Annotated in this window: 24 protein-coding genes and 1 pseudogene; 8 read left to right on the forward strand and 17 right to left on the reverse strand. The window is 70.8% G+C overall.

The annotated features are described in order from the left end of the window. Positions 1-186 precede the first annotated feature (186 nt). Complete coding sequence (locus P3L51_RS23660; RefSeq protein ID WP_354607286.1) at positions 187-846, forward strand: hypothetical protein; 660 nt, start codon at positions 187-189, stop codon at positions 844-846. Between the two features lie 136 nt (positions 847-982). On the opposite strand, the gene P3L51_RS23665 is transcribed toward P3L51_RS23660, so the two are convergent. The 12 genes from P3L51_RS23665 to rsmI form a co-directional block, all read right to left on the reverse strand. Beyond that, entirely contained in the window at positions 983-1,831 is an 849-nt protein-coding gene (locus P3L51_RS23665) for a methionyl-tRNA formyltransferase (RefSeq protein ID WP_354607308.1), read from the reverse strand. A gap of 47 nt (positions 1,832-1,878) precedes the next feature. Beyond that, positions 1,879-2,505, reverse strand: a complete 627-nt coding sequence (locus P3L51_RS23670; RefSeq protein WP_354607287.1) for a DUF6879 family protein — start codon at positions 2,503-2,505, stop codon at positions 1,879-1,881. Further along, entirely contained in the window at positions 2,498-2,767 is a 270-nt protein-coding gene (locus P3L51_RS23675; protein ID WP_354607288.1) for a hypothetical protein, read from the reverse strand. The genes P3L51_RS23670 and P3L51_RS23675 overlap by 8 nt, the downstream gene beginning before the upstream one ends. Further along, positions 2,764-4,950 (reverse strand): tetratricopeptide repeat protein, encoded by a 2,187-nt coding sequence (locus P3L51_RS23680; protein ID WP_354607289.1) that lies wholly within the window; start codon positions 4,948-4,950, stop codon positions 2,764-2,766. Before P3L51_RS23680 ends, P3L51_RS23675 begins: the two co-directional genes overlap by 4 nt. Next, on the reverse strand, positions 4,947-5,378 hold the full coding sequence (locus P3L51_RS23685; RefSeq protein WP_354607290.1) for a hypothetical protein: 432 nt from the start codon (positions 5,376-5,378) through the stop codon (positions 4,947-4,949). The genes P3L51_RS23680 and P3L51_RS23685 overlap by 4 nt, the downstream gene beginning before the upstream one ends. Positions 5,379-5,507: 129 nt before the next feature. Then, a complete protein-coding gene (locus P3L51_RS23690) occupies positions 5,508-6,323 on the reverse strand; it encodes a hypothetical protein (RefSeq protein ID WP_354607291.1) in 816 nt (271 codons plus the stop codon). Further along, a complete protein-coding gene (locus P3L51_RS23695; protein ID WP_354607292.1) occupies positions 6,323-7,258 on the reverse strand; it encodes a 4-(cytidine 5'-diphospho)-2-C-methyl-D-erythritol kinase in 936 nt (311 codons plus the stop codon). Before P3L51_RS23695 ends, P3L51_RS23690 begins: the two co-directional genes overlap by 1 nt. Beyond that, the gene (gene rsmA / locus P3L51_RS23700; protein WP_354607293.1) at positions 7,255-8,157 is read right to left on the reverse strand and encodes a 16S rRNA (adenine(1518)-N(6)/adenine(1519)-N(6))-dimethyltransferase RsmA; all 903 of its coding nucleotides are present in this window, start codon (positions 8,155-8,157) and stop codon (positions 7,255-7,257) included. The genes P3L51_RS23695 and rsmA overlap by 4 nt, the downstream gene beginning before the upstream one ends. Then, positions 8,154-9,527, reverse strand: coding sequence for a resuscitation-promoting factor (locus P3L51_RS23705; RefSeq protein WP_354607294.1), 1,374 nt, complete (start codon positions 9,525-9,527; stop codon positions 8,154-8,156). Before P3L51_RS23705 ends, rsmA begins: the two co-directional genes overlap by 4 nt. 149 nt (positions 9,528-9,676) lie before the next feature. Beyond that, the gene (locus P3L51_RS23710) at positions 9,677-10,588 is read right to left on the reverse strand and encodes a TatD family hydrolase (protein ID WP_354607295.1); all 912 of its coding nucleotides are present in this window, start codon (positions 10,586-10,588) and stop codon (positions 9,677-9,679) included. 41 nt (positions 10,589-10,629) lie between these two features. Then, entirely contained in the window at positions 10,630-11,076 is a 447-nt protein-coding gene (locus P3L51_RS23715) for a hypothetical protein (protein WP_354607296.1), read from the reverse strand. Between the two features lie 128 nt (positions 11,077-11,204). Further along, positions 11,205-12,119, reverse strand: coding sequence for a 16S rRNA (cytidine(1402)-2'-O)-methyltransferase (rsmI, locus tag P3L51_RS23720; protein WP_354607297.1), 915 nt, complete (start codon positions 12,117-12,119; stop codon positions 11,205-11,207). Positions 12,120-12,283: 164 nt separating this feature from the next. Between rsmI and P3L51_RS23725 the strand changes: the two genes are divergently transcribed. Both P3L51_RS23725 and P3L51_RS23730 read left to right on the forward strand, forming a co-directional pair. Next, positions 12,284-14,005 carry a dolichyl-phosphate-mannose--protein mannosyltransferase gene (locus P3L51_RS23725; protein WP_354607298.1) on the forward strand — a complete coding sequence of 574 codons (1,722 nt, stop codon included), beginning with the start codon at positions 12,284-12,286 and terminating at the stop codon, positions 14,003-14,005. Between the two features lie 213 nt (positions 14,006-14,218). Next, positions 14,219-15,844 carry a penicillin-binding transpeptidase domain-containing protein gene (locus P3L51_RS23730; RefSeq protein ID WP_354607299.1) on the forward strand — a complete coding sequence of 542 codons (1,626 nt, stop codon included), beginning with the start codon at positions 14,219-14,221 and terminating at the stop codon, positions 15,842-15,844. Positions 15,845-15,925: 81 nt separating this feature from the next. Here the strand turns inward: P3L51_RS23730 and P3L51_RS23735 are convergent, their stop codons facing one another. From P3L51_RS23735 to P3L51_RS23745, 3 genes are all read right to left on the reverse strand, one after another. Further along, positions 15,926-17,176, reverse strand: coding sequence for an epoxide hydrolase family protein (locus tag P3L51_RS23735; RefSeq protein WP_354607300.1), 1,251 nt, complete (start codon positions 17,174-17,176; stop codon positions 15,926-15,928). A 213-nt stretch (positions 17,177-17,389) separates the two neighbouring features. Then, on the reverse strand, positions 17,390-17,851 hold the full coding sequence (locus tag P3L51_RS23740) for a VOC family protein (RefSeq protein ID WP_354607301.1): 462 nt from the start codon (positions 17,849-17,851) through the stop codon (positions 17,390-17,392). Continuing rightward, the gene (locus P3L51_RS23745; protein WP_354607302.1) at positions 17,848-18,375 is read right to left on the reverse strand and encodes a DinB family protein; all 528 of its coding nucleotides are present in this window, start codon (positions 18,373-18,375) and stop codon (positions 17,848-17,850) included. The genes P3L51_RS23740 and P3L51_RS23745 overlap by 4 nt, the downstream gene beginning before the upstream one ends. A gap of 63 nt (positions 18,376-18,438) precedes the next feature. Here P3L51_RS23745 and P3L51_RS23750 point away from each other — a divergent pair, with 63 nt between their 5' ends. From P3L51_RS23750 to P3L51_RS36025, 4 genes and pseudogenes are all read left to right on the forward strand, one after another. After that, positions 18,439-19,440: a helix-turn-helix transcriptional regulator gene (locus P3L51_RS23750; RefSeq protein WP_354607303.1), complete on the forward strand. Its 1,002-nt coding sequence runs from the start codon at positions 18,439-18,441 to the stop codon at positions 19,438-19,440. Between the two features lie 44 nt (positions 19,441-19,484). Then, a complete protein-coding gene (locus P3L51_RS23755) occupies positions 19,485-19,994 on the forward strand; it encodes a YbaK/EbsC family protein (RefSeq protein ID WP_354607304.1) in 510 nt (169 codons plus the stop codon). After that, the gene (locus P3L51_RS23760) at positions 19,991-20,842 is read left to right on the forward strand and encodes an EamA family transporter (protein WP_354607305.1); all 852 of its coding nucleotides are present in this window, start codon (positions 19,991-19,993) and stop codon (positions 20,840-20,842) included. Before P3L51_RS23755 ends, P3L51_RS23760 begins: the two co-directional genes overlap by 4 nt. Positions 20,843-21,023: 181 nt before the next feature. Further along, a pseudogene (locus P3L51_RS36025) lies at positions 21,024-21,248 on the forward strand (CPCC family cysteine-rich protein); the annotation flags it as partial. 59 nt (positions 21,249-21,307) lie between these two features. Here the strand turns inward: P3L51_RS36025 and P3L51_RS23770 are convergent. Continuing rightward, the gene (locus P3L51_RS23770) at positions 21,308-22,270 is read right to left on the reverse strand and encodes a hypothetical protein (protein WP_354607309.1); all 963 of its coding nucleotides are present in this window, start codon (positions 22,268-22,270) and stop codon (positions 21,308-21,310) included. A 645-nt stretch (positions 22,271-22,915) separates the two neighbouring features. Next, on the reverse strand, positions 22,916-23,155 hold the full coding sequence (locus P3L51_RS23775; RefSeq protein ID WP_354607306.1) for a hypothetical protein: 240 nt from the start codon (positions 23,153-23,155) through the stop codon (positions 22,916-22,918). 542 nt (positions 23,156-23,697) lie between these two features. On the opposite strand from P3L51_RS23775, the gene P3L51_RS23780 reads away from it, so the two are divergent. Further along, positions 23,698-24,108 (forward strand): ankyrin repeat domain-containing protein, encoded by a 411-nt coding sequence (locus P3L51_RS23780; RefSeq protein WP_354607307.1) that lies wholly within the window; start codon positions 23,698-23,700, stop codon positions 24,106-24,108. The last annotated feature ends 16 nt before the right edge of the window (positions 24,109-24,124 follow it).

The following is a 24,124-nucleotide window of genomic DNA, read 5'->3' on the forward strand; positions in this document are numbered from 1 at the left end:
GATAACGTTCAGGCGAAGCGGGACTCCTTGTACGAAAGGCGCGTCGGGGTGGGAAAACGAAGGCGGCACCTGGCGGTGCTGTGCGCGATCGTGGTGGTAGCTGTGGGCGGGGTCGCCGGGTGTGGTGGGTCCGGGACGGATGACGCCAAGTCCCCGAAGGGGAAGGGCGGAGACGATGTCCGGCGGATGTCCTCGGCGCTGAAAACCCTGAAGGGGTACGACACGGTTCACCTGGACGGCCGCTACATGTCGATCGCCGCCATCGACCTCCGGGCGGACCGGAAGGGGAACTGCGCCGGCACCCTCGATTTCGCGGATGACGGCGTCACGGAGTTCATCCACGTGGACGGCGAACGGGTCTGGCATCGGCACGACGACGCCGTTATGGCCACGTGGCGCGAGCTCGCCGAGCAGATCGGCCCGGACGCGGTCGCCCTCCACGACAAGGCCGCGAAGAAGGCCCGCGGAAAGTACATCGAGTCCTCGGCGGCCGAGGTGAAGGAGAACCTGGAACTGAGGCTGTGCGATCTGGACAGAGCCTTCGCCGAAGTGCCCGATTCGGTGACCGGGGCCGAGCCGCTCACTCCCGAGACGAAGGCCGGCAAGCGGGTGGTCGGGCTGGTGCAGCAGCCGGTGGGCGACGAGGTGACCGTCCACGTGCCGGTGACGGGGACCCCCGTCCCGCTGCGCGTCGAGTTCGAGATCGACGACGAGCCCTTCGACCTCGGCATCGGGGACCCCGGCAAGCCGGTGGGGGCGACACCTCCCCCGGCCTCCGAGACCGTGACATCCACCGAGGTGACCGGCCTGTTCCCGGAGACCCCCGGCTCCACGCAGAGCCGCTAGGAGCCCTGTTGCCCGTCGAACTCCACGTCGATCCGGCCTCCCCTGGGCACCCCGCGCTCATGCTCCGTCCCTGGGCGGACAGCGTCGCGCGCCCTGGAGGCCCTGACCGGCTGGGCGGGTGACACCCTCGACGGCGTCACCCGCCTCGAACAGGCGTCGACTCCACGACCCAGAGGGGGCCGTCCGCGCACATCGTCCGTCTGCCGTCGGCCGGTTCGAGCGAGGTCCGGAGCACCCGGACCTGTTCGCCGGACAGCTTCGCGATGGGGCCGGACCTTCCTGAGCTGCCGAATCGCGTGGCGCGTACCTGATTGTGGATCTCGTTCCTGGTGTGGCCCCAGTCGACGTAGGCGAATTCGGGCTCCATCCACCCCGCGTACGATGCCTGATCCTCACGCTGGGCAGCACCCGAGATACCCCTCTCCACCTGTGTGAGCGCCGTGGGAAGCAGCCGGGCGATGTACCTCTCGACCTCGTCCCAGAGCTGGTCCGGATCCACCTCGTCGTCCAGCGCGATTCCGGATTCCTGGACCAGGATTTCACCGGAATCGAATTCCTCATTCATACGGTGAACAGTCACCCCGATCTCGCTGTCTCCGTTTCTGATGGCCCAGTTGACAGGAATGGGCCCTCGATACTTCGGCAGCATCGAAGTATGCACGTTGATGGCGCCCGACGCCGTGGCCCGCAGGGCCGCAGGTGGAAACTTCCAGGGGAATCCGTAGCAGACGACAAGATCGGCCTCGTACGCCCGTAACGTCTGCGCCAGCAGCACCTTCTTGGTTCCCGGCAGAAGCAGGTCCACCGCCGGCGGAACACTCTCGACGATTTCAGCGACGACCGGCCCGGCCCCGGATCTCGTCGGCCCACCGGGGCGCAGGGAGCGCGCGTGCAGATACGCTACGGGCTGGTGTCCTGCCTGCTCGCATGCCGTGCGGAGAACCGCGAACCCCCGGGCCGAGTAAGACACCAAGATGACACGCATCGACACACCTCACTTCTCGCCCGAACCGGCGATCCGGTCCTGGAACTTCACTTCCCGTCAACCGCGGGGGGCGTCAAGGGGGCCACGCGACGCTCGAAGAAGGCTTCAAGCCGCTCACCGGATCCATGAATGTCGCGAATTATCTTCCGGCAGTCCGAGATCAACCCTTCATCGGTGTATCTGATACCACCGGCCAGCGTCCCGTCGTCATCGTAGATGATCTCGTACAGCGCGGATGATCCAATGATGGCGATCTCGGGAAACTCTGTACCGGATTCGAGGGGAGAGATGTCGTCCACCTTCACGATCCGCGTATCCTCGCCACACTGCTCCTTCAGCCGCAGAAGGTGGAGTTCCCACTGCAGATAAGGCGTGACAGGCTCCTCGACCACGCGGACACGGTGCAGCCCAAAACCATGATCCGCGATTCTCTGGAAATACCGTTCGTAGTGGTCTTTCTGCTCGGCGATCAACGCCAGAGCCGTGCCCCACTCCCCCCGGAAGAACGCTTCCCAGCTCTCCACTCCTGGCTCTTTGAAGGACTGCCGGCGTTCGAGCTTCCAGAAGCTCGCTTCGTCCGACGAACCGGCTTTCCAGAAGCGCTTGTCGAAGTCTTCGAGGTAGGCGTCCAGCTCAAGCCGTTCGCCGGAGGCGTCCATCAGCAGGCTACGCATCAGGGGTGTCCGCCTTCGCGGCCACGGCCGTCCTGCGCGGGATGACGACCAGGCGCTCGTCCGGGGCGATCTTCACGCCGTCCGGCAGGCCCGTCCGGTAGGAATCGGTGAGGTCCCGGCCGATGACGGCGATGTCCCCGTTCTCCAGTTCCCAGATGTCGGGGCAGCCTGACTCACCGCCGGTCGTGCCCAGTTCCTCGGGGGACTTGCCCAGGCGCCGGGCCAGCGGTGACGAGGGATCTGCTTCCCACCCACGAATCATTGTGGTCCTCCAGATAAGCCGCTCCGCTGCTCGCGGTAGCTGTCGAGTTTCTTGCGCGCCGCCAACGTCCACTGATGAGTGGGGCCGAGCACTCGCTCTCGCCCCGCGATGACCCTCTCGATCTGCTGAATGGCCTCCGCGCCCTCACCCAGCGCGGCCAGGACACCACTGAGCAGGCTGCGTGCGGCCAAGGTGATCGGATAGTCGGTTCCGTAACGGCGTTCATGTGCGGTCAAGGCGCCGCGCGCCAGCGGGAGTGCCTCAGTTGGGCGGCCGGTGTTGAACAGGGCGTGCGCGCAGTTGAGTTCCGCCGCCAGAGTGGTCGGGTGGTGCGGGCCGAGTTCGCGCAGACAAGCGGCGACCAGTTCAGGACCTCCCCCCACTTCCTCCTCCAGCTCAGCTCCGGGCGGGAGTTCCAGCAGACAGGTCCGCGCCTCCAGCGTCAGCGGATGCCAGGGACCGAACAGCTCCGAGCGCCCCTTCACCGTCCTGCGCATCAATGCCACCGCCTCCGCCGTCCGGCCGAGCCAGGTGAGGGGACGCGAGAGCTGGAGGCAGCTCGTCAGCGTGTCCGGTGAGTCGGGGCCGTACACGCGCTCCAGATCCGCCAGCACCCGCCGATGGCGTCCCACCGCGTCCTCGAAGTGGCCGAGCCGATCGACGGCCTTCGCCACTCGCTGACGGAGCCTGAGGACGAGTAGATGTTCGTCGCCCAGCCGCCGCTCCACGAGTTGCACCGCCTCCGTGGCCACGGCCAGCGCGGAGGCGTATTCGCCGGACCTGTGCTGTCCGGTCACCAGTCTCAGAGCGCATTCGGCCGCCAGCTGCGCCGTCTCCTGGCGGACCGCGGACCAGTCCCGCACCCGGCGCAGGAGCGCCAGCACGTGCGGGGAGAGAAGGTTGAGCAGTGGATTTCGTCTCCCGCGCTCCGGCACTTCGGGGAGCGCCGCCAGGAGGAGCCCGGCGGCTGTGGCGACGAGCGGATCACGCCGGTCGTCCGGTGTACCGCGCGCGACACTGTCCAGCAGCACTCCGTGGGTACGCAGGCAGCGCAGGTCGCCGCTGGAGACAAGCTCGGTGAGTGAATGGTCGAGCAGTCCGCGAAGTGCCGGCTCCACCCGGGCGGCGGGTAACTCCGGGCCCAATTCGACGCCGGCGAGCAGCGAGATCGGCAGCGGGTCGTCGGACCAGCAGGCGAGCAGGCGCAGAAGAGGGGTCGCGTCCGGCATGCCTTGCCTGACGAGGGCGTTCAGCGAGAGTTGCCAGGTGCCGCTCACCAGGTGGCGGGAGTCGTCGCCGACGGCGCCCGCGCCCCGGTCGATCAATTCGATCGGGTCCTCGTGGTCTTCGAGGCGCCGACCGTATTCGGACATGGTCCAGGGTTCGATCACCTGGTGCGCCAGAAATCCGCCGGCGAGTGTCAGCGCCAGGGGGAGTCGGCCGAGCCGGTCGGCGACGGTACGGGCCTCCTCGGCGGTCCCGGTTCCGGGTGCGAGATCGCACAGCACCTGGGCCGCGTCGTCCCGTGGCAGCACACCGACGTGCAGCAGTTCGGCCGCCGGCCACCAGTGCGTGGCCGACTGACGCGTGGTGACGAGTACGGTGCCGCGCGGGCTCGTCCGGAGCCAGCCGCCGTCGCGTAACACCGCTGGATCGTCCGCGTTGTCCAGGACCAGCAGCCAGGGTCTGTCGGAGGCGTCGAGACGGTCCCAGACGAGATCGGCCGCGGCCCGGAGCCCGTTGCGCGCCGCCATGAGTTCGCCGTCGCCGGCCCCCCGGTCGGCGGCCACGGCGAGCATTCCGGCGCGTAAGGAAGCGTGGTCGGAGGCGTTGACCCAGAGGCCGAGCCGGCCGCCCTCGTCCGCCGCGTGGCGGAAGAGCGTGTGGGCGACAGCGGTCTTGCCACAGCCACCGAGACCGTGCAGGACGAGCACCTCGCCCGCCGCGTCGTGGGCGACGGCGGACCGCAGGCGCACCATGAGCGCGTCGCGATCTCGCAGTATCGCGGGTGCCCGGCCTACGGCGGGGTGACGTACCGTGTCCGGTCCACGCGACGACGGACTCCCGTCCGACGCTCCCCGGCCCGACGGGTCGTGATGATGGTGTTCGGTGATGTGCTGGTCGCCGGACGCCTGATAGACACGGCCCCGGCCTTCGGCCTGCCCGTCGTTACGGCCGGTCACCGCTGATCGAGGTGGAGGTCACGACCGGCCTGATAGATCCGCGCCTCGCCCGAGGCAGTGGCCTGCTGGGTCGGAACGGGCGGGGCGGGTGATACGGAAGCGGCCGGCGCGGTCTCGGCCAGGAGCGCCCGCAGATCCTCGGCCAGCTCAGGGTGGGCGTGCAGGAGTCTTCGCACCCGTCCCTGCCACTCCGCCCTGATCTCGTCTCTGGTCTCCGCCTCCGCCTGTAGGTCGGAGGCCGCCCGGACCGCGAGTAATTCCTCACGGGACGCGTCGAGTTCGGCGCCGACGTCCTCGGCCCGATCGGGACGGGCCCGCCGCCAGAGCAGCACCATTCCCTCTCTCATGCTGTTCCAGGTGTCCGTCGCCAGCAAGGTGACGAGAGTCGTTCCCGTGGTGGCCGCCAGAGCGGCCAGCTCCGCCTCCATCAACCCCAGCCCCCTTTCCAGCCCACGTGACGCATTACATTAAGCGGTCGGCAGGCACACGTACAGTGAGCGGCCAGCGGGGCGAGACCCGGCCGCCGTTCCCCCTGATCGGGCATCGGCATGTGCGGGTCAGTCGTCCTCGTACGGGGTCGCCGGGACCGCCGTGAGTACCGTTCCGCCGTGCGCCCGGGCGAAGTGGCAGAGTTCCGGGAAGTCGAACATCACCAGCGCGGCGCCGTCCATCGCGCGGAGGTCGGCCAGGGCGCCGTCGTCGGGGAGGGTGGTGGCCACGGAGCGGATGACCGGGTCCGGGCTCGTCCGGGCCTCGGTGGCGGGGATCGTGGGGGTCTCGGGGGCGTTCTGCTGGGGTTCCGTCCAGGTCTCCCTGAAGGCGGAGTCGAACGCGTAGGCGGTTCCGGCGGCGTCGCGCAGGGCGTCGCGCAGGCAGAGGGCCGTGCGGTGCAGCCAGGCGTGCAGTGAACTGTCCAGCCGCACCGTGTCGTTGGCGTCCCAGAAGATGAACACCGGTCCCCAGGCGCCGGTTTCACGGTCGATGTCGACGTAGACGAAGCCGCCGGCGGAGTCGAGATGGACGAAGCGGTGGGTGCCGGGGCCGCCGGCCTGTTCCACGTACCAACTGCCGTCCCCGCCAAGGGGGAACGTGCCGTCGTTGAGCGGTTCGTCGAGGTCGATGTCGGTGAAGAGGTAGCCGCCGTCGTCCTTCGAACCGCCGAAGGCGACCCGGATACCGCCCACCGCGCGCAGCAGTACGCGGATCTCCTCCGGCACCGGCGCCGCCCACGCGTCCATCCGGGCGTCGGTGAGACCGGGGCGGAGCTGTACGAGGCCGTCGGAGCCGTCGGCGATCTCCCGGAGCAGCGCGACCAGCGGCTCGGTGGCGGCGGCCGGCTCGGTGGCGGCGGCCACCGGCTTCGTACCGGCCATCAGGACACCACCCGGGCCCCCGCCGCGGGCGCCGAAGTCACTCTCGCCGTACGGCAGTTGCCGGACGCCAGCAGCGCCTCCGCCACCGTCGCCGCCGACTCCTCGTCCTTCGTCAGGAACGCGGTCGTCGGGCCCGACCCCGAGACCAGGGCCGCCAGCGCGCCCGCCGACGTACCCGTGGTGAGCGTCGTCGCGAGGGACGGGCGCAGGGAGAGGGCCGCAGGCTGGAGGTCGTTGGTGAGGGTGGCTGCCAGGGCCGTCGCGTCGCCCGTGCGCAGGGCCGTGAGCAGGTCGGGGTCGGCGGCGGGAGGCGGGACGTCGGCCTCCAGGTTGAGGCGGTCGAACTCCGCGTACACCGCCGGGGTCGACAGTCCCCCGTCGGCGACCGCGAACACCCAGTGGAACGTGCCCCCGACGTCCAGCGGTGTCAGCCGCTCCCCGCGCCCGACACCGAGCGCCGCGCCGCCCAGCAGGCTGAACGGCACGTCGCTGCCCAACTCGGCGCATATGGCGAGCAGTTCGGCCTGGGACGAGCCCAGCGACCAGAGCGTGTCGCAGGCGAGCAGCGCTCCCGCGCCGTCCGCGCTGCCGCCCGCCATGCCGCCCGCGACGGGGATGTCCTTGTCGATGTGGATATGGACGCGCGGTTCGATCCCGTGCCGCTCCGCCAGCGCGATCGCCGCCCGCGCCGCGAGGTTGGTCGCGTCCAGCGGGACCTGGTGCGCGTCCGGGCCGGCGCAGGTGACGCGCAGTTCGTCGGCGGGGGTGACGGTGATCTCGTCGTAGAGACCGACCGCCAGGAAGACGTTGGCCAGGTCGTGGAAGCCGTCGGGGCGCGCCGCGCCCACCGCCAGCTGGACGTTGACCTTGGCCGGAACGCGTACGGTCACCGCGGCCCGTCGCGGCTCTGTGCCACTCACCTCTGAGTCACTCACGCGACCGCTCCCTTCGATTCCGCGATCCGCGCGAACTCCTCCACCGTCAGCGACTCCCCCCGCGCCTGCGGCGAGACCCCCGCCGCCACCAGTGCCTCCTCGGCCGCCGGCGCCGACCCGGCCCAGCCCGCGAGCGCCGCCCGCAGCGTCTTGCGGCGCTGTGCGAAGGCCGCGTCCACGACCGCGAAGACCTCGACGCGCGACGCCGTGGTCGTGAGCGGCTTCGCGCGCCGTACGAGCGAGACGAGGCCCGAGTCGACGTTCGGCGCGGGCCAGAACACGTTACGGCCGATGGCGCCGGCGCGCTTGACCTCCGCGTACCAGTTGGCCTTCACCGACGGCACGCCGTACACCTTGTTCCCCGGCGCCGCCGCCAGCCGGTCCGCGACCTCGGCCTGGACCATGATCAGGGTGCGTTCGATGGTCGGGAAGTGCTCCAGCATGTGGAGCAGGACGGGCACGGCGACGTTGTACGGAAGATTCGCCACCAGCGCCGTGGGCGTCGGCCCCGGCAGCTCGCGTACCTGCATCGCGTCCGCGTGCACCAGCGAGAAGTGGCCCGCGCGGGCCGGCATCCGGGCCTCGATGGTGCGCGGCAGCGCGGCGGCGAGGATGTCGTCGATCTCCACGGCCGTCACGTGCTCGGCCGCCTCCAGCAGCGCCAGCGTCAGCGAACCGAGCCCGGGGCCCACCTCCACGACCACGTCGTCCGGGCGCACACCGGCCGTGCGCACGATCCGGCGCACGGTGTTGGCGTCGATGACGAAGTTCTGGCCGCGCTGCTTGGTGGGGCGTACGCCGAGGGCCGCGGCCAGCTCGCGGATGTCCGCGGGGCCGAGCAGGGCGTCGGAGGCATGGGGCGCGCCGGAGGCGTCGTCGGGGGGCTCTGTGGTGCTCACCCGTGCAGCCTACGGCCGCAGTGCGGCCACGGACTCGCCCCCCTTTGCACATAGAGCTTCTTCGCCCGGGACGTCTGCTCGCCGGCGGACGCGTCCTGCGGGCGTCCGCTGCCGCCGAGGGACTGCCAGGTGCCGGTGTCGAACTGGTAGAGCCCCCCGTACGTCCCCGAGGGGTCGACCGCGTTCGGCCGGCCGCCCGACTCGCAGGCGGCGAGAGCGGCCCAGTTGAGGCCGTCGGCGCCCCCGGCGGAGACCGGGCGCTGCTTCGTGCCGACCCTGACGCGCTGGGTGACGGGCGCGCGGACGATCCTCTCGTCGATCTTGCGGGGCTTCCGCTTGACGCCGTTGACCGCGCGCACGGCGTAGGTGAGGCGTCGCGTCCCCTGCTCGCCCTGGCGCGTGACGACCTCGGTGCCGGTGAAGATCGAGGGGTCCCGGGTGCGTTCGGTGTCGTACGGGATGGCCTCGTCGCGGACGATCTCGCCCTCGGTGATACGCATCACGGTGATCGTCTGGCCGTCGCGCGGGAAGCTGTCCGGCCGTACGGAGGTGGTGTCCTCGCCGCGCAGGGTGAGCCCGGCGTGGGCCAGCGCCTCGCGGACGGTCGCGGCGTTCGTACGGATGGTGCGCTCGCGCCCGTCGGCCATGAACGTGACGGTGCGCTCCGTCAGGACGTCGAGGGCCAGACCGCTGCGGGGGATCGCGGACGAGCGGGAGACGGACAGGAGCGCGCCCTCCGCGCGTACGCCGAGCTGCCGCAGCGCGCCTTCGACGGTGTCGGCGGTCGTCCAGATCTGGCGGCGCCGGCCGTCGACGGTGAGCATGACCGGGCGCCCGTGGCGGACAACGACCGTGTCGCCGTTGGTGAGTTCGGCGCCCCGGCCGGGGGCGACGAGGTCGTGCTCGCCGATCCGCACGCCCTCGTCGGCGAGGAGTTCGTCCACATCGTCCGCGAAGGTGTGGAGCGTGCGCGGGGCGCCGTCGACGCGGAGTTCGACGGCCTTGTCGTTGGCGACGAACGCGGAGGTGCCGCCGGCCAGGACGGCGACGACGAGGGCCTGCGGGACGAGGCGGCGGCGTGAGCCGCGGCCGAGGTCCGGGCCGGGCGCCGGGTCCGGACCGGGCGCGAGGTCCCGGTACGGCGCCGGGTCCGAGTACGGCGCGAGGTCCGGGCCGGGCGCAGGGTCCCGGTACGGCGCGGGCGGGACGGCGGCGAGAGTCGGTGGCTGCTGCTGGTGCGGGACCAGCGTCTCGGCGGCGAACCACGCCACGGTGGGCGCCGACGGGTCCGCCGTTCCGACCCCGTGACGCCGGCCGTCCTCGGCATGCCCGCCAGGTCCGGCGCGGTGACTGCCCTGCGTATTGCTCACGACGCTCGACGCTCCACAAGTCCGGTCCGGCCCACGCGATGCCCGCCGGACACTAGCGGAGCGACGGTCACTCTCCAAAGCAGCGCGACTACACAGCGTCGCTGTTCGAGTGGGCATCGAATTCGCCGGTCCGAGCCGAACCGGCCGCCTCAGTACCCGAAAGCCCGCGCCGTGTTGGCCGAAATCGCCGTCGCCATCGCGTCCTCGTCGATCCCACGCACGTCCGCCATCGCACGCACCGTCACCGGAATCAAATACGGCGCATTGGGCCGTCCACGGTACGGAACGGGCGTCAGGAAAGGCGCGTCCGTCTCCACCAGAACGAGTTCGAGCGGAGCGACGGCCAACGCCTCACGCAACGGGCGCGCGTTCTTGAACGTCATATTTCCCGCGAAAGACATGAAGTAGCCTGCGGCGGCACAGATTTCGGCCATTTCCGCGTCGCCCGAATAGCAGTGGAAAACGGTCCGTTCCGGAGCGCCTTCGTCGGCGAGCACGCGCAACACGTCGGCGTGCGCTTCGCGGTCGTGGATGACGAGCGCTTTTCCGTGCCGTTTGGCGATCTCGATATGCGCGCGGAACGAGCGTTCCTGCGCGACCATGCCGTCGGGACCCGTACGGAAGAAGTCGAGCCCGGTCTCTCCGACGGCCTTCACGTGCGGCAGCGCGGCCAGCCGGTCGATCTCGGCGAGCGCGGTGTCCAGCGCCGCGTCCCCGCCGGCCTCCCGGACGCCCTGGCGCGACCAGCCGTCGGGGTCGCCGTGCACGATGCGCGGCGCCTCGTTGGGATGCAGCGCGACCGCCGCGTGCACGGACGCGTGCGCGGCGGCGGTGTCGGCCGCCCAGCGGGACCCCTTCACGTCACAGCCCACCTGGACGACGATCGGCACTCCTACGGAGGCGGCCTTGGCGAGGGCGTCCGCTACGGCGGCGCTCTGCATGTCCAGGTGGGTGTGCGAATCGGCGACCGGCACCCGGAGCGGTTCGGGTGCCGGCGGCGCTTCGTCGGCGCGCGTGGCGCTGGTGGCGCTTCTCGTGCTGTTGGCGCTCTTCGGGCTCATGGGCACGATCGTACGAGGACGGCCCCGGTGCCCGGAACGGGCTACTTGCGGTGGAAGGGGTGCAGGAGGTCGGAGAGGTGCCAGTGGTGGGCCGGCTTCCCCTGAGCGCTGTCGCCCACGGCCCCGATGGCCGCCCCGCCCGCCTCGTCCGTCACGGGTATCGGCTTGGTCTGCTTGGGCGCCTTCGCCTTGTGCGCCTTGGGTGCTTTCGGCGCCTTGGTGGCGGTCCGCTGCCGGCTCAGGGCGTGCACCGAGGACACCTGTCCCGAGCGCATTATCCGCACGACGTGGTGTCCGCAGTTGACGCAGGTCGGGCTCGACAGCGGCGAAGGCACCCGCAGTCCGTCCGCCTTGTAGACGACGAATTGCTGTCCGGAACCGTCCGTGTGGTGCTCTATGTCGTACGCCTGCTCCCAGCCGTGACCGCATCGCATGCAGCAGAACGCATATGCCTCGTGGGCGACGGCGTTGCCCGTGATCTCACTCATGCCAGCTCCTCTCCACTCGATCCAGTGGACGCCTATTCGGGCGGGAGCGCATCAGCGCTGTCGATTAATGGCGGGCTCTTGGCTTCCTCATGTCCAAAGGGCCCGGCACACGGTCTGCGCTTTGCTTTTCAAGATAGTCCTTTGCCGTCCCGAGGGCCGGTCCGGGCAGCATTCTTTGCCGCGACCACCGCATCGAAGACATCACGCTTGGGCAGCCCCGCTTCCGAGGCGACGGCGGCGATGGCCTCCTTCCGCCGCTCCCCCGCCTCCTCCCTCACCAGCACCCTGCGCACCAGTTCCTCGGGGTCCGTCACGGGCGCGCGTTCCGGGGCTCCCTCGACGACGACGGTGATCTCCCCCCGTACGCCGTCGGCCGCCCACACGGCCAGTTCGCCGAGGCCGCCGCGCTTCACCTCTTCGTACGTCTTGGTCAGCTCGCGGCAGACGGCGGCCCGGCGCTCGGCGCCGAAGACCTCGGCCATCGCCGCGAGGGTGTCGTCGAGCCGGTGCGGCGCCTCGAAGTAGACGAGGGTGCGCCGCTCGTCGGCGGCCTCGCGGAGCTTGCCCAGCCGCTCGCCGGCCTTGCGCGGCAGGAACCCCTCGAAGCAGAAGCGGTCGACGGGCAGCCCGGAGAGCGCCAGCGCGGTCAGTACGGCGGACGGCCCCGGCACCGCGGTCACCTTGATGTCCCGCTCGACGGCCGCCGCCACGAGCCGGTAGCCGGGGTCGGAGACGGACGGCATCCCGGCGTCCGTCACGAGGAGCACGCGGGCGCCGCCCGCCAGCGCCTCGACGAGTTCGGGCGTACGGGCGCTCTCGTTGCCCTCGAAGTACGACACGACACGGCCGGTGGTCTGCACGCCGAGCGCCTGGGTGAGCCTGCGCAGCCGCCGGGTGTCCTCGGCGGCGACGACATCCGCTGTCGCCAGCTCGGAGGCGAGGCGCGGCGGGGCGTCGGAGGTGTCGCCGATGGGGGTCCCGGCGAGGACGAGAACGCCGGTCGGGGCTGCGGGGGCCGTTCCCCGGGAGGGCACAGTAGTCACGTACGCCATCCTCGCAGGGCGGCGCGGGAGGCCGGTCCGCGGACGCCGCCGGCCCGGCCCCGCCCCGTCCCCACCGCGCCTCCGCGGCGTCTCGGCGCCCGGTCCGCCGCCGTGTCCGCCGACGCGTGCCCACGTCACACAGCGGCGTTCCCTACGATGGCGCGGTGACCAGTACTGCGCCAGAAGCCCTCCAGGGTCGGGACGCCGAGGACAGGCCGCCGTCATGGCCCCAGCGGCTGCGGCGGTTCGGCTATGCGCCGAGACCGGTGATCGGGCTGCGCGAGCGGCTGGTCCCCCCGTACACGGAGCCGTCCCCCCGCCTGTGGACCGTGCTCGGTGTCCCGCCGCTGCTCGCCGGCCGGCTGATCCGCTGGTCCGCGTGGCTCGGTCCGCTGGCGGTGGCGCTGGTGGCCGGGCTGCTGCGGTTCTGGCATCTGGGCAGCCCCAAGGCGGTGATATTCGACGAGACGTACTACGCGAAGGACTCGTGGGCGCTCGTCAAGCAGGGGTACGAGGCGAGCTGGCCCAAGGATGTCGACAAGCTGATCCTGGCCGACCCCTCACAGGTGCCGGTGCCGACCGACCCCGGGTATGTGGTGCACCCGCCGGTGGGCAAGTGGATCATCGGGCTGGGCGAGCTGATGTTCGGCTTCGACCCGTTCGGCTGGCGCTTCATGGTGGCGGTCCTCGGCACGCTCTCCGTACTGATGCTGTGCCGCATCGGCCGCCGGCTGTTCCGTTCGACGTTCCTGGGGTGTCTGGCGGGCGGGCTGCTCGCCGTCGACGGCCTGCACTTCGTGATGAGCCGCACGGCGCTGCTCGACCTGGTGCTGATGTTCTTCGTGCTGGCCGCGTTCGGGTGTCTGCTGCTGGACAGGGACTGGGCCAGGCGGCGATTCGCGGACGCGCTGCCGGTGGACGCGGAGGGGGTGCTGCGCCCGGACGACGCGGTCGGCGGGGGGCTGCGGCTCGGCTGGCGGCCGTGGCGTATCGCCGCCGGTCTGATGCTGGGCCTGGCCTTCGCGACGAAGTGGAACGGCCTCTACATCCTGGCCGCGTTCGGCCTGCTCACGGTCGTCTGGGACGTGGGCGCGCGCCGCACCGCCGGCGCCGTACGCCCGTATCTCGCCGTGCTCAAACGTGACCTGCTGCCGGCGTTCGTCTCGACGGTCCCGGTCGCGATCGTCACGTACGTCGCCTCGTGGACCGGCTGGATCGTCACCGACAAGGGCTACTTCCGGAACTGGGCCGCCACCGAGGGCCGGGGCGGGATGTGGTCCTGGCTGCCGGACTGGCTGCGCAGCCTGTGGCACTACGAGAACGAGGTCTACAGCTTCCACGTCAATCTGACCTCCGGCCACACCTACCAGTCCAACCCGTGGAGCTGGATCGTCCTGGGCCGCCCGGTCTCGTACTTCTACGAGGACCCGAGGGGCGGCACGGAGGGCTGCACATCCGCCCCGGCGGACAAGTGCGCCCAGGAGGTCCTGGCGATCGGCACGCCCCTGCTCTGGTGGGCGGCCTGCTTCGCGATCCTGTACGTCCTGTGGCGCTGGTTCTTCCGCCGCGACTGGCGCGCGGGCGCCATCGCCTGCGCGATCGCGGCGGGCTGGGTCCCGTGGTTCTTCTACCAGGAACGCACGATCTTCCTCTTCTACGCGGTGGTCTTCGTCCCGTTCCTCTGTCTGGCGGTGTCGATGATGATCGGCGCGATGCTGGGCCCGGCGGGCTCGGACGAGAGACGCAGGACGATCGGCGCGGTGGGGGCGGGTGTGCTGGTGCTGCTGATCGTCTGGAACTTCATTTACTTCTGGCCGATCTACACGGGGCAGACGATCCCCATCGGGGAGTGGCAGGACCGGATGTGGTTCGACACCTGGGTGTGAGCGGGCAGGCACGGCGGGTTCGTACGCCGGACCGCGCGCCGGACGCGAGCCGGACCGCGCGCCGGACCGCGAGCCGCGCTCGCGGAGCGATCGTCGCGGTCCGATAACGGCCCCTTCCCTGTTCACCCACGTCCCGTAGAGTGCGAAAAAATCGCTCCTTTGAACACGTTCAAACGTGGTCGGGGGCACTCCTGGGGGGAGGGGATCGCACTCATGCGCAGTGGGGCGAAAGTCGCCATAGTCGGCGGCGTGTTCATCGTCGTGGCCGGTGGGGTCGGGTACGGGGCGTACGGCTTCGTCAGCGGGGACGGCGGGGGCGCGGCGACCGGGTCGAAGTCGACCGAGGTCAGGACCGGGCCGCTCGGCGCGGACGAGATAAGGGACACCGCCGAGGACTTCCTCACCGCGTGGGCCGACGGCAAGGACGCCGAACTCGCCGCCACCTACACCAACAATCCGGCCGAGGCGAAGGACGCCGTCGCCGGGTACAGCGAGCAGGCGCACATCACCGGCGTCGTGATCACCCCGGGGAAGGCGACGGGCGCGAAGGTGCCCTTCACCGTCAAGGCGACAGTGAAGTTCGACGGGCTGAGCAAGCCCTTGTCGTACGCCTCCGAGCTGACCGTCGTGCGTGGCCTGACGAGCGGGAAGCCGCTGGTCGACTGGGCGCCGGCGATCATCCATCCGAAGCTGGAGAAGAACAACAACCTGGTCACCGGCAGAGCCGCCAAGCCGCCGATCAAGGCGGTCGACCGCAACGGGACCGAGCTGACGGCGGAGAAGTACCCGTCACTCGCGCCGGTGCTCGACCAGTTGCGGGACAAGTACGGGGAGAAGGCCGGCGGCGAGTCCGGCGTCGAGATGTGGATCCGGACCGACGGCGACAACGTGCACCGCTCCACGCTGCTGACGCTCTCCGAGAGCAAGAGCGGCGAGCTGACGACGACGCTCGACGCGAAGGTGCAGGCGGCGGCCGAGCAGGCCGTGAAGAAGTTCAGCGAGGCGTCCGTGGCGGCGGTGAAGCCGAGCACCGGTGAGATCGTCGCCGTCGCCAACAACCGTAAGGACGGCTTCAACGCGGCAATGCTCGGCAAGCAGGCGCCGGGCTCGACGATGAAGATCGTGACCGCGGCGATGCTGCTGGAGAAGGGGCTGGCCGGCGCGGGCCGGCCGGCCGAGTGCCCCAAGTCGGTTCTCTACCAGGGCACTTCGTTCCACAACCTGGACAACTTCGACATCAAGGACGGCACGTTCACACAGAGCTTCGCCCGCTCCTGCAACACCGCCTTCATCAAGCTGATCGACGACACGAAGGACGACCACGCGCTGCCCTCGGTGGCCCGGCAGGTGTTCGGCCTCGGGCTGGACTGGCAGACCGGCATCGCGTCCGCGGACGGCAGCGTGCCGGAGGCTGACGGGGGCGGGGCCGCCGCGCAGTACATCGGTCAGGGCACGGTCCAGATGAACGTGCTGAACATCGCGTCCGTCACGGCCACCACGAAGGACGGCACCTTCCGCCAGCCGGTCATCGTCCCGCGCGGGCTCGACGACCGCCAACTGGCGGTCGCGGAGCGGCAGTTGCCGGGGGCGGTGGGGCAGCAGCTGCGCGACATGATGCGGGCGACCGCCGCGTGGGGCACCGGCCAGAAGGCGATGTCCGGGCTCGGCGGGGACAAGGGCGCGAAGACGGGGTCGGCGGAGGTCGACGGGCAGGCCACGTCGAACAGTTGGTTCACCGGCTTCCAGGACGACCTGTCCGTCGCCGCGAGCGTCGAGTCCGGCGGGCACGGCGGGGACGCGGCGGGGCCGGTGGTCGCGGCCGTGCTCTCGGCGGGGTGAAGCGGGTTGCGGTGAGGGGGGTGCGGTGAGGGGAGCGGTGCACGCGTTGAGCCGCCCTCCCCCCAGCGCTCGGGACAGCCCTCAGCCCAACGACGGCGCCCGGTAGGGGCGGAAGAACGCGCGCAGCTCCTCCGCGTACAGCTCGGGCTCCTCGAACGCCGCGAAATGGCCGCCGCGCGCGGGCTCGGTCACGCGCGCGACGTTCGCCGTGCGGTCGAGCCAGGCGCGCGGCGGGCGGACGATGTCGCCGGGGAAGAGCGAGAAGCCGGAAGGCACTTCGACCCGGCGGGCGAGTTGCGCGGGCGCGATCGCGGCGTTCGCGCCGTACATGCGCATCGACGATCCGATCGTTCCCGTGAGCCAGTACAGCGTGACGTTGGTGAGGATCTCGTCCTTCGTGAAGCTGCGTTCGATGTGGCCGTCGCAGTCGCTCCACGCCCGCATCTTCTCGACGATCCACGCGGCGAGCCCGGCCGGCGAGTCGGTGAGCCCGAAGGCGGCCGTCTGGGGCTTCGTACGGTGCATGGCGGCGTACGCGCCCTCGGTCGCGCCCCAGGCCACGGCGTCCCTGAGCCAGGCCCGCTCCTCGGGGGCGAGCTCCGCCGGATCGCCGGCGAAGACGGGCACACCGGCGTCGGTGCGGTGGACGGCGACGACCCGGTCCGGGTGGTCGAGCGCGAGATACCGGCTCACGTGGCTGCCGATGTCCCCGCCCGCCGCGCCGAACCGCGCGTAGCCGAGGAGGCTCATCAGCTCGGCCCAAAGACCGGCGACGGCAATGGAGTTGAGGGGCGGGCCGGTGGGGCGGTCGGAGTACCCGTAGCCCGGCATGTCGGGCACGACGACGTCGAACGCGTCGGCGGGGTCGGCGCCGTGCGCGCCGGGGTCGGTCAGGAGCGGGATGACCTTCGCGTACCGCCAGAACGAGTCCGGCCAGCCATGACTGAGGACGAGCGGCAGCACGGTCCCCACGGGGTCGGGGGCGGGGACGTGCGCGAAGTGGATCCCGAGACCGCCGGTGCCGCCGGTACCGCCGCCGGTACCGCCGCCGGTGCCGCCGCCGGTGCTCCCGGGACCACCGGTGCCGCCCAGCCGCGCGCGGAAGCGGGGGAACCGGGCGAGGGCCTCCTCCTGCGCCTGCCAGTCGAACTCGTCCGCCCAGTAGGCGACCAGTTCCCGGTGGTAGTCCAGATCGGTCCCGAGCGACCACCCGGCGCCCTGGGGCGTGTCCGGCCAGCGCGTCGCGCGCAGCCGCGCGCGGAGGTCTTCCAGCGCGGCGGAAGATGCCCGCGCGGTGAAGGGCTCGGGACGGGGTGAGGCGGGGTCCGGCATGGGGCGCATCCTACGGAGGGGCTCACGGGAGCGGGGCGGGGCACACCGGCCGGACGGATCGCCGCTGCCACTCTCCCCGTAGGACGGGCTGTCCGCCACGCGCATCTCCTCCGGGCCGGCGCCTGGCGGGCCCGCGCGCCGACCGCCCCCAGGGGCCGGGCACATCGGTCGGCCCCGGCCGCCCGGCCGCACCCGGAACCGCCCCGTCCCGCGTCAGTCCAGGCAGAACTCGTTGCCCTCCGGGTCCGTCATCACGATGTAGCCGGTGCTCAGCGGCGGAGCGGGCTCGTCGCGGCGTACGCGCGTCGCTCCCAGTGCGACCAGCCGGGCGCACTCGCTCTCCAGCGCCGCCATCCGTTCCTCCCCCGCCAGCCCGGGAGCCGCGCGGACGTCGAGGTGGACGCGATTCTTCGCGACCTTGTCCTCCGGCACCTGCTGGAAGAACAGCCGGGGGCCGTGCCCGTCCGGATCCTCCACGGCCGACCTCGTGTTGCGTTCTCCCTCCGGTACGCCGATCCGGGCCAGGAATTCGTCCCACGCGGCCAGCGGGTCGGCGCCCTCGGGCAGGTCGACTCCGGGCGGGCCGGGGTGGACGTAGCCGAGGACGTCGCGCCAGAAGGACGACAGCGCGGCGGGGTCGTGGGCGTCGAAGGTGATCTGGATGTGGCGGCTCATCGGGTCGCTCCGTTCGTGGCGGGATTCGTATGTACGTAGAGGTCGCGCAGCAGGCAGACCTCCGACAGATGGTGGATCAGCTCGCGGTTGATGTGCAGCACCAGATCCGCCATCGGGGCATCCGGGTACGGCTCCTTCGCGCCGACCGGGACCCGGAGCGCCGCGTCGTCGAGACCGGACACCCCGGCCAGCCAGACATCGAGCTGGGTCCGGAGCTGGGCGAGCGCGGTGGCCGCGCTGTCCGCGTACTGCCAGGTCTCGCGCGACGCCCCCGGCGCGCCGAAGTGCGCCGCGTTGCGCACGGCGAGTACATCGACGATGACGTGACCCAGCCGCCACGCGATCGTGGTGAAGGACGCCGGGTCCGGGCCGGGGAACCCGTGGTCGCTCCGGGCACCCGGCACCGGCGACCAGACGTACTCGTCGTCGGTGAGACCGTCGAGCCGGGCCCGGAGCTGATGGTTCCAGTGGAACTCCCACTGCTCGCGCAGCGTCCGGTTCCAGTCGAGTTCGTCCGCGTTCATGGGGCCCACCCTGGCACCCCTGGCGGACAGGATCGGTCCGCCATCTCTGCCAGGGTGTCCGCCATGGATATGGCGAGCGGGGCCGCCGCACGGGGTACGACGGAGCGGGTGCTCACGCTGCTCGGGCTGCTGCAACAGCGCCGGCTCTGGACCGGTCCCGAACTGGCCGGCCGGCTGGGGGTGACGTCGCGCACCGTGCGGCGCGATGTCGAGCGGCTGCGCGCGCTCGGCTATCCGGTGCACGCGGGCCAGGGCGTGGGCGGCGGCTACCAGCTCGGCCCGGGGCAGGATCTGCCGCCGCTGCTCCTCGACGACGAGGAGGCCATCGCCACGACCGTCTCGCTGCTCGCGGGCGCGGGCGGCGGCGTAGGCACGGGCGGCGGCACGGGCGGGGGTGGCGGCACGAGTGACGCCGCGCTCCGCGCGCTGACCAAGCTCGACCAGGTACTGCCCGCCCGGCTCCGGCACGAGGTGCGCGCGCTCTCCGGCTCGGTCGCGTTCTTCGGCGGCGGCCGACCGCCGGTCGACCCGGATGTGCTCATGACGCTGGCCAGAGCCTGCCGCGACGAGGTGGAGGCGGGCTTCGACTACCCCTCCGGGAGCGAGGTACGAGGGCGACGCGCCGAGCCCTACCGCCTGGTCGCCTCCGACCGGCGCTGGTATCTCCTCGCCTTCGACCTCGATCGCGACGACTGGCGCACCTTCCGCGTCGACCGGATGACGGAGGTGTCCGCGCGGACCTGGCGCTTCCGCCCACGCGAGGCGCCCGACGCGGCGTCGTACGTGCAGGAGGGTGTGGCGAGCCGGGTCTATCCGCGCCGGGCGCGCTTCCTCGTGCACGCGCCGGCCGACACGGTGCGCGAACAGATCCCGGCGTCGTCGGCCGTCGTACGGCCGCGCGGGGACGACCGCTGCGAAGTGCTCAGCGGGGGCGACAACCTCGACTTCGTCCTCATGCATGTGCTCCTGCTGGGGCACGACTTCGAGGTGCTCGATCCCGAGGAGCTGGCGGGCCGCGCCCGCGCGCTGGCGGAGCGGCTGCGGTCGGCCGGCACACGCCGGTGAAACGCGTTCGCACTCGCCGTCCCCCTGCCGCTAGCGTCCCCGCCATGAGCGACCCCGGCGGCACGCCTGACACCCCGGCCCATCCCCGCTTCGTCGAGGCCCTGCGCGAACTGGGCCTCGACGATCTGACCGGCGAGATCCGCACCTTCCCGGATGCCACGCGTACCGCGGCCGAGGCCGCCGCCGCCATCGGCTGCGGGCTCGGCGAGATCGTCAAGTCGCTGATCTTCGAGGCCGACGGCGTCCCGGTCCTGGTGCTGATGGACGGCGCCTCGCGCGTCGATGTGGAGCGCGTACGCGAGGAGTTGGGCGCCGGGGCGGTCAAGCGGGCGCGCGCCGATCTCGTACGGGAGACCACCGGGTACGCGATCGGAGGCGTACCGCCCTTCGGCCACCGCACCAGGACGCGCGTGCTCGCCGACCGGGGGCTGCTCGACCACGACGTGGTGTGGGCCGCGGCGGGCACACCGCACACGGTGTTCCCGATGGACCCCAAGAGCGTGGTCTCGTACGCCGGCGGCACCCTGGTGGACGTCCGCGAGCGCACGGCGTGACGCCGGGCGTCGCCGCCGCCGTTCTCCTGGCGGCCGTCACGCACGCCACCTGGAACGCGATCGCGCACACCATCAAGGACCAGTTGGTCGCCTTCACCCTGATCGCGGGCGGCGGCACCGTGATCGGCGCGGTCGCCGTCTGCTTCGCGCCGTTCCCGGCCGCCGGGGCGTGGCCGTATCTGATCGGCTCCGCGGTGCTCCACGTCGGCTATCAGGCGCTCCTGATGCGGTCGTTCAGCCTCGGCGACTTCGGCCAGATGTATCCGATCGCGCGCGGCACCGCGCCCCTGCTGGTGACCGTCCTGGCCGCGGTCTTCGTGGGCGAGTCGCTGGACCGCTGGCAGGCGACGGGCGTGGCCGTCGCGTCGGCGGGGCTCGTCGGGGTGGCCCTGTGGGGTATGCGCGGCGCGGAGACGAAACCGCAGTGGCCCGCGCTGCTGGCCGCGCTCGCGACGGGGGTGTCGATCGCCGCGTACACCGTCGTGGACGGCGTGGGCGTACGCGAGTCGGGCACGCCCCTCGGCTACATCGGCTGGCTGATGGTCCTCCAGGGCTCGTTGATCCCGCTGTACGCGTTCTACGCGCGCCGCGCGGCGCTGTTCGGCCTGCTGCGTCCGCATCTGCGGCTCGGCCTGCTCGGCGCGACACTGTCCGTAGGGGCGTACGCCCTGGTGCTGTGGGCCCAGACGCAGGCGGCACTCGCACCGATCGCCGCGCTGCGGGAGTCGTCGATCATCGTGGGGGCGGCGATAGGCGCGGTGTTCTTCAAGGAACGGTTCGGTACACCGCGCATCGCGGCCGCCGGGCTGATGGTGGTCGGCATCGCCCTGATGCTGCGCACGAGTTGACGAAGGGACCGGGAGCGCCAGGGTGAAGGGATAGGAACGGGCTCCTGGCCCGCCATCATCGGCTGTGGGCTGTGGGCAGTGGGACGAAGTGCACCAGTGCCGGAAGCACCGGGCCGTGCGCATCGGGAGGAGCGCACACGACCTAATCGCTACTACCTCCTGCGTGGAGCACCACGTGCACGTGCGGAACGCGCATGGCACCGCCATCCTCAAAAGGATCAAGGAGCGTCGGCGCAAGACTGTTCAGCGGCCTCTTGTCGTACTCGAAGGCATCGCGGGTCCGGCTGCCGAGGCGAACTGGACTGAGCTCTGTCCGGTGTGCTTCTGGGAGGACGACGGGCAGGACGCCCACGATTCGGACCGAGTTCGTGGCGGCCCCAACGGTCGGCTGAGCCTCACGGAAGCACGGAGGAACCACTCGGCCCGGCTCGAACGGGCTCCCTTTCCAGCGCGGGTGTGGGTCTATCAGTCCTGGGCCTGCGTGAACCTGCGCCGACGAGCCGCCCCAGCCGGACTGGGCTCCGGTGCCTCAAGAGTCGTCGGCACCGCAGCTGGCGGACTGATCACAGCACGACGACGACGTGACAGGAAGCGCAGCGGTCGTAGCCAGCGGTGGCGGGACCAGCCTGAACCGTTGCGGAGTTCGGTGTAGCGCACCACCGCGTCCGGGCTCTGAGTGCGGATCCACATCGGTCTACCGACCATGATGCGCTCAGCGCCCGCCGATTCGCCCTCAAGGCGGCGCCACCGGGCGGGGTCGAGCACGACATCGGTGTAGATCTCAGCGAAGAATTCGCAGTCGCCGGCGTGGCCGATGGTGAAGCCGCGTGTCTCTGGTCTGCCCACATGCTCGCCGCCGGTGCTTGAGAAACCCTGGTCCAGGGCGATCTTCAAAGCCTCGACGGATCGCGCTTGCTCGTCGTCCCACTGGGAGTTGTTCTGCGTCCCCCGGCTTCGCACGAGCTCCTCGATTGCCGGCGCCGCCGAGGACGTCCAGCCGTTGTCGAAGCCGTCGCTCGGCCCGAAGCCGCGGAGATTGTCCTTGCTGCCGAAAAGGCAGAGATCGACCCGCCGACCGTTCGCGCTGCGAAGCTGGATGTGCATGACCACGCCGCCCTGGGCGTGCCACGCAGCGAACTCCGCGAACTCGACCTTGCCAACACCTGCGATGTAGGAAGCTGGGGGCTCCGTGTCGAGATCTTCAACGGCGGCAGTGCCGATGTGCCGCTTAACCCTGCGCGCCTCCTCAAGCCGGTTCCGGGTGACGCGCGCCTGTTGCCCAAAGCTACTTTGGAGACCGAGCACAGACAGGCCAACTGTCCAGGTCCGTCGCCCTGCGAGTTCGATTCCGTTCTCCTCGGCAACCCGTTGGATCGCCCGGTCGGACCAGTAGACATACCTGCCGACCTCGCTACCGCTGGACACCATCCGACCTCGTCTTCCGCTCATTGCTTCTGCGGGGCGCAGACGCTCATGCTGGCACCCCAGGCGTGTGGACTTCACGAGAACAGCAGGTTCGTCCTCCGGCGGTCCCGCCTACGCTCTTCAGACTCCGCGACCGGACCACGGAGGCAGGGTGGGCAGCTCACCATGCTCTTGCATCCGTTCAGAGACGAACTCGAAGCTGAGGCTGCGAGCTATGGCATCAGCCCTACCCAAGCGCGGGGATGAGTGTCTAACTGCATGACAACGCCGACGGACAGCAACGGACAGCGACGGACAGCCGTGCACGCCTGTGGACCATCGCAGGAGGTGAGAGGTACAGCGAACCAAGGCCAGACGTCTGCCCCTGTTGCTTCGGGACGAAGCGGTCGCCGCCCAACCTCGTGCCCGTTCCGTACCCGAGGTGCGGTAAAACGCAGTCAACAGCGGGCGCCGGACCGAGCGCTACGGTTCGTATGAGCGCCCGCTGACGCTGGTCAGAGGGCTACCGGTGCCCGACGAAGCGTTGATTCCCAAGTTCAGGGCTTGGCGCCAGTACCTAGGTGCTGCCGTGGGCCTGGCAGAGGTATGCCGGATGCCCTACCCCAGGGGTACCGGGCCCGAAGGGCATCCGGTCCTCTTAACCAGACGTCACAGACCTCGGTCTCGATTCCAGCGGCTCACGTGCACCGCGTAGATGACGTTGCCGATACCCACGGTGAACATGAACAGCCAGAAGTGTGCCCACAGCGACTGTCGCCGACGCCTCAGGCCGGCGGCCCCGCCGATGACTGCTGCGGCAGACGCCGCAGCGGAGTTGCTGTTGTTGATGATGATTGTCGGGGGTGGTCCATACGGCTGGACGGACGGCTGTTCCGGCGCTGACGTCATGCTGCGTCGACTCCTCAGATTGCTGAGTATGCAAGAGCGAGACGCACCATAGAGGCGCCTGAACCACTACCGACGTAGAACCGGCTTCGCTTCACCCGGACGAGGGGACTTGCGGCAGGCATCGACAGGACGGGGGCCCAACTCCGCGCCAGCGCCTCGGCGGCCGGATCAGGCGTAGTCCGTCAGGGCGTTGGTCAGTTCTGTTAGTGAGACCGTACCCACGGGCGGCGTACGCCTGGAGTAAACGCCGACAGCGTCCCGCGAGATCGCCAGGCCGGCCCGCGTCGCAATGGCGAGGCGGCGTAGCGCTGGATGAGAAGCGACCGGGGTCCATACGAAGCCTCCGACGGTCGGTCGGCACATGCCCTTCAGGACTGCTGGGGGTGCGTGTGGGGCCGTTCACCCGGGTTCTCGCGGTTGACCACCAGTGTTGGAACGAATCCGGGTTGCTAAGACAGGCGCGACCATCGCGGCCGCCGGGCTGATGGTGGTCGGCATCCGCCTGATGCTGCGCACGAGTTGAGTAAGGGAGCGGGACCGGAATGAACAACAGACGGCGGAAGAAGCTGTCGCGGCGTCTGGTGCTGGCCGCGCGGCTCGGCCACACGGCGGAGGTGGGCGCGCTGCTGCGGGCTGGCGCACCGGCGCAGACGTACGACTCCGAGGGGTCGACGCCCCTGTACGCGGCGTCCGTGCACGGCGACGCCGGCGCCGTACGGCTGCTGCTGGTCGCGGGCGCGCCGCCCGACACCGAGAGCGGGGACGGCACGGAGGGGACGCCGCTGTGCGGGGCCGCGTGCTGGGGCCATGCCGACGCCGTACGCGAACTGCTCGCGTACGGCGCCGATCCGCGGCTGCGCGAGGACGGCGGCAGCGGGCGCTCGCCGCTCGAATGGGCGCGGACCGGGCCGTATCCGGAGACGGTGCGGCTGCTGGAGGACGCGGGGGCCTGAGCCGGGCGGGGTCTGT

It is taken from the genome of Streptomyces panacea (assembly GCF_040560175.1).
Classification (GTDB): domain Bacteria; phylum Actinomycetota; class Actinomycetes; order Streptomycetales; family Streptomycetaceae; genus Streptomyces; species Streptomyces panacea.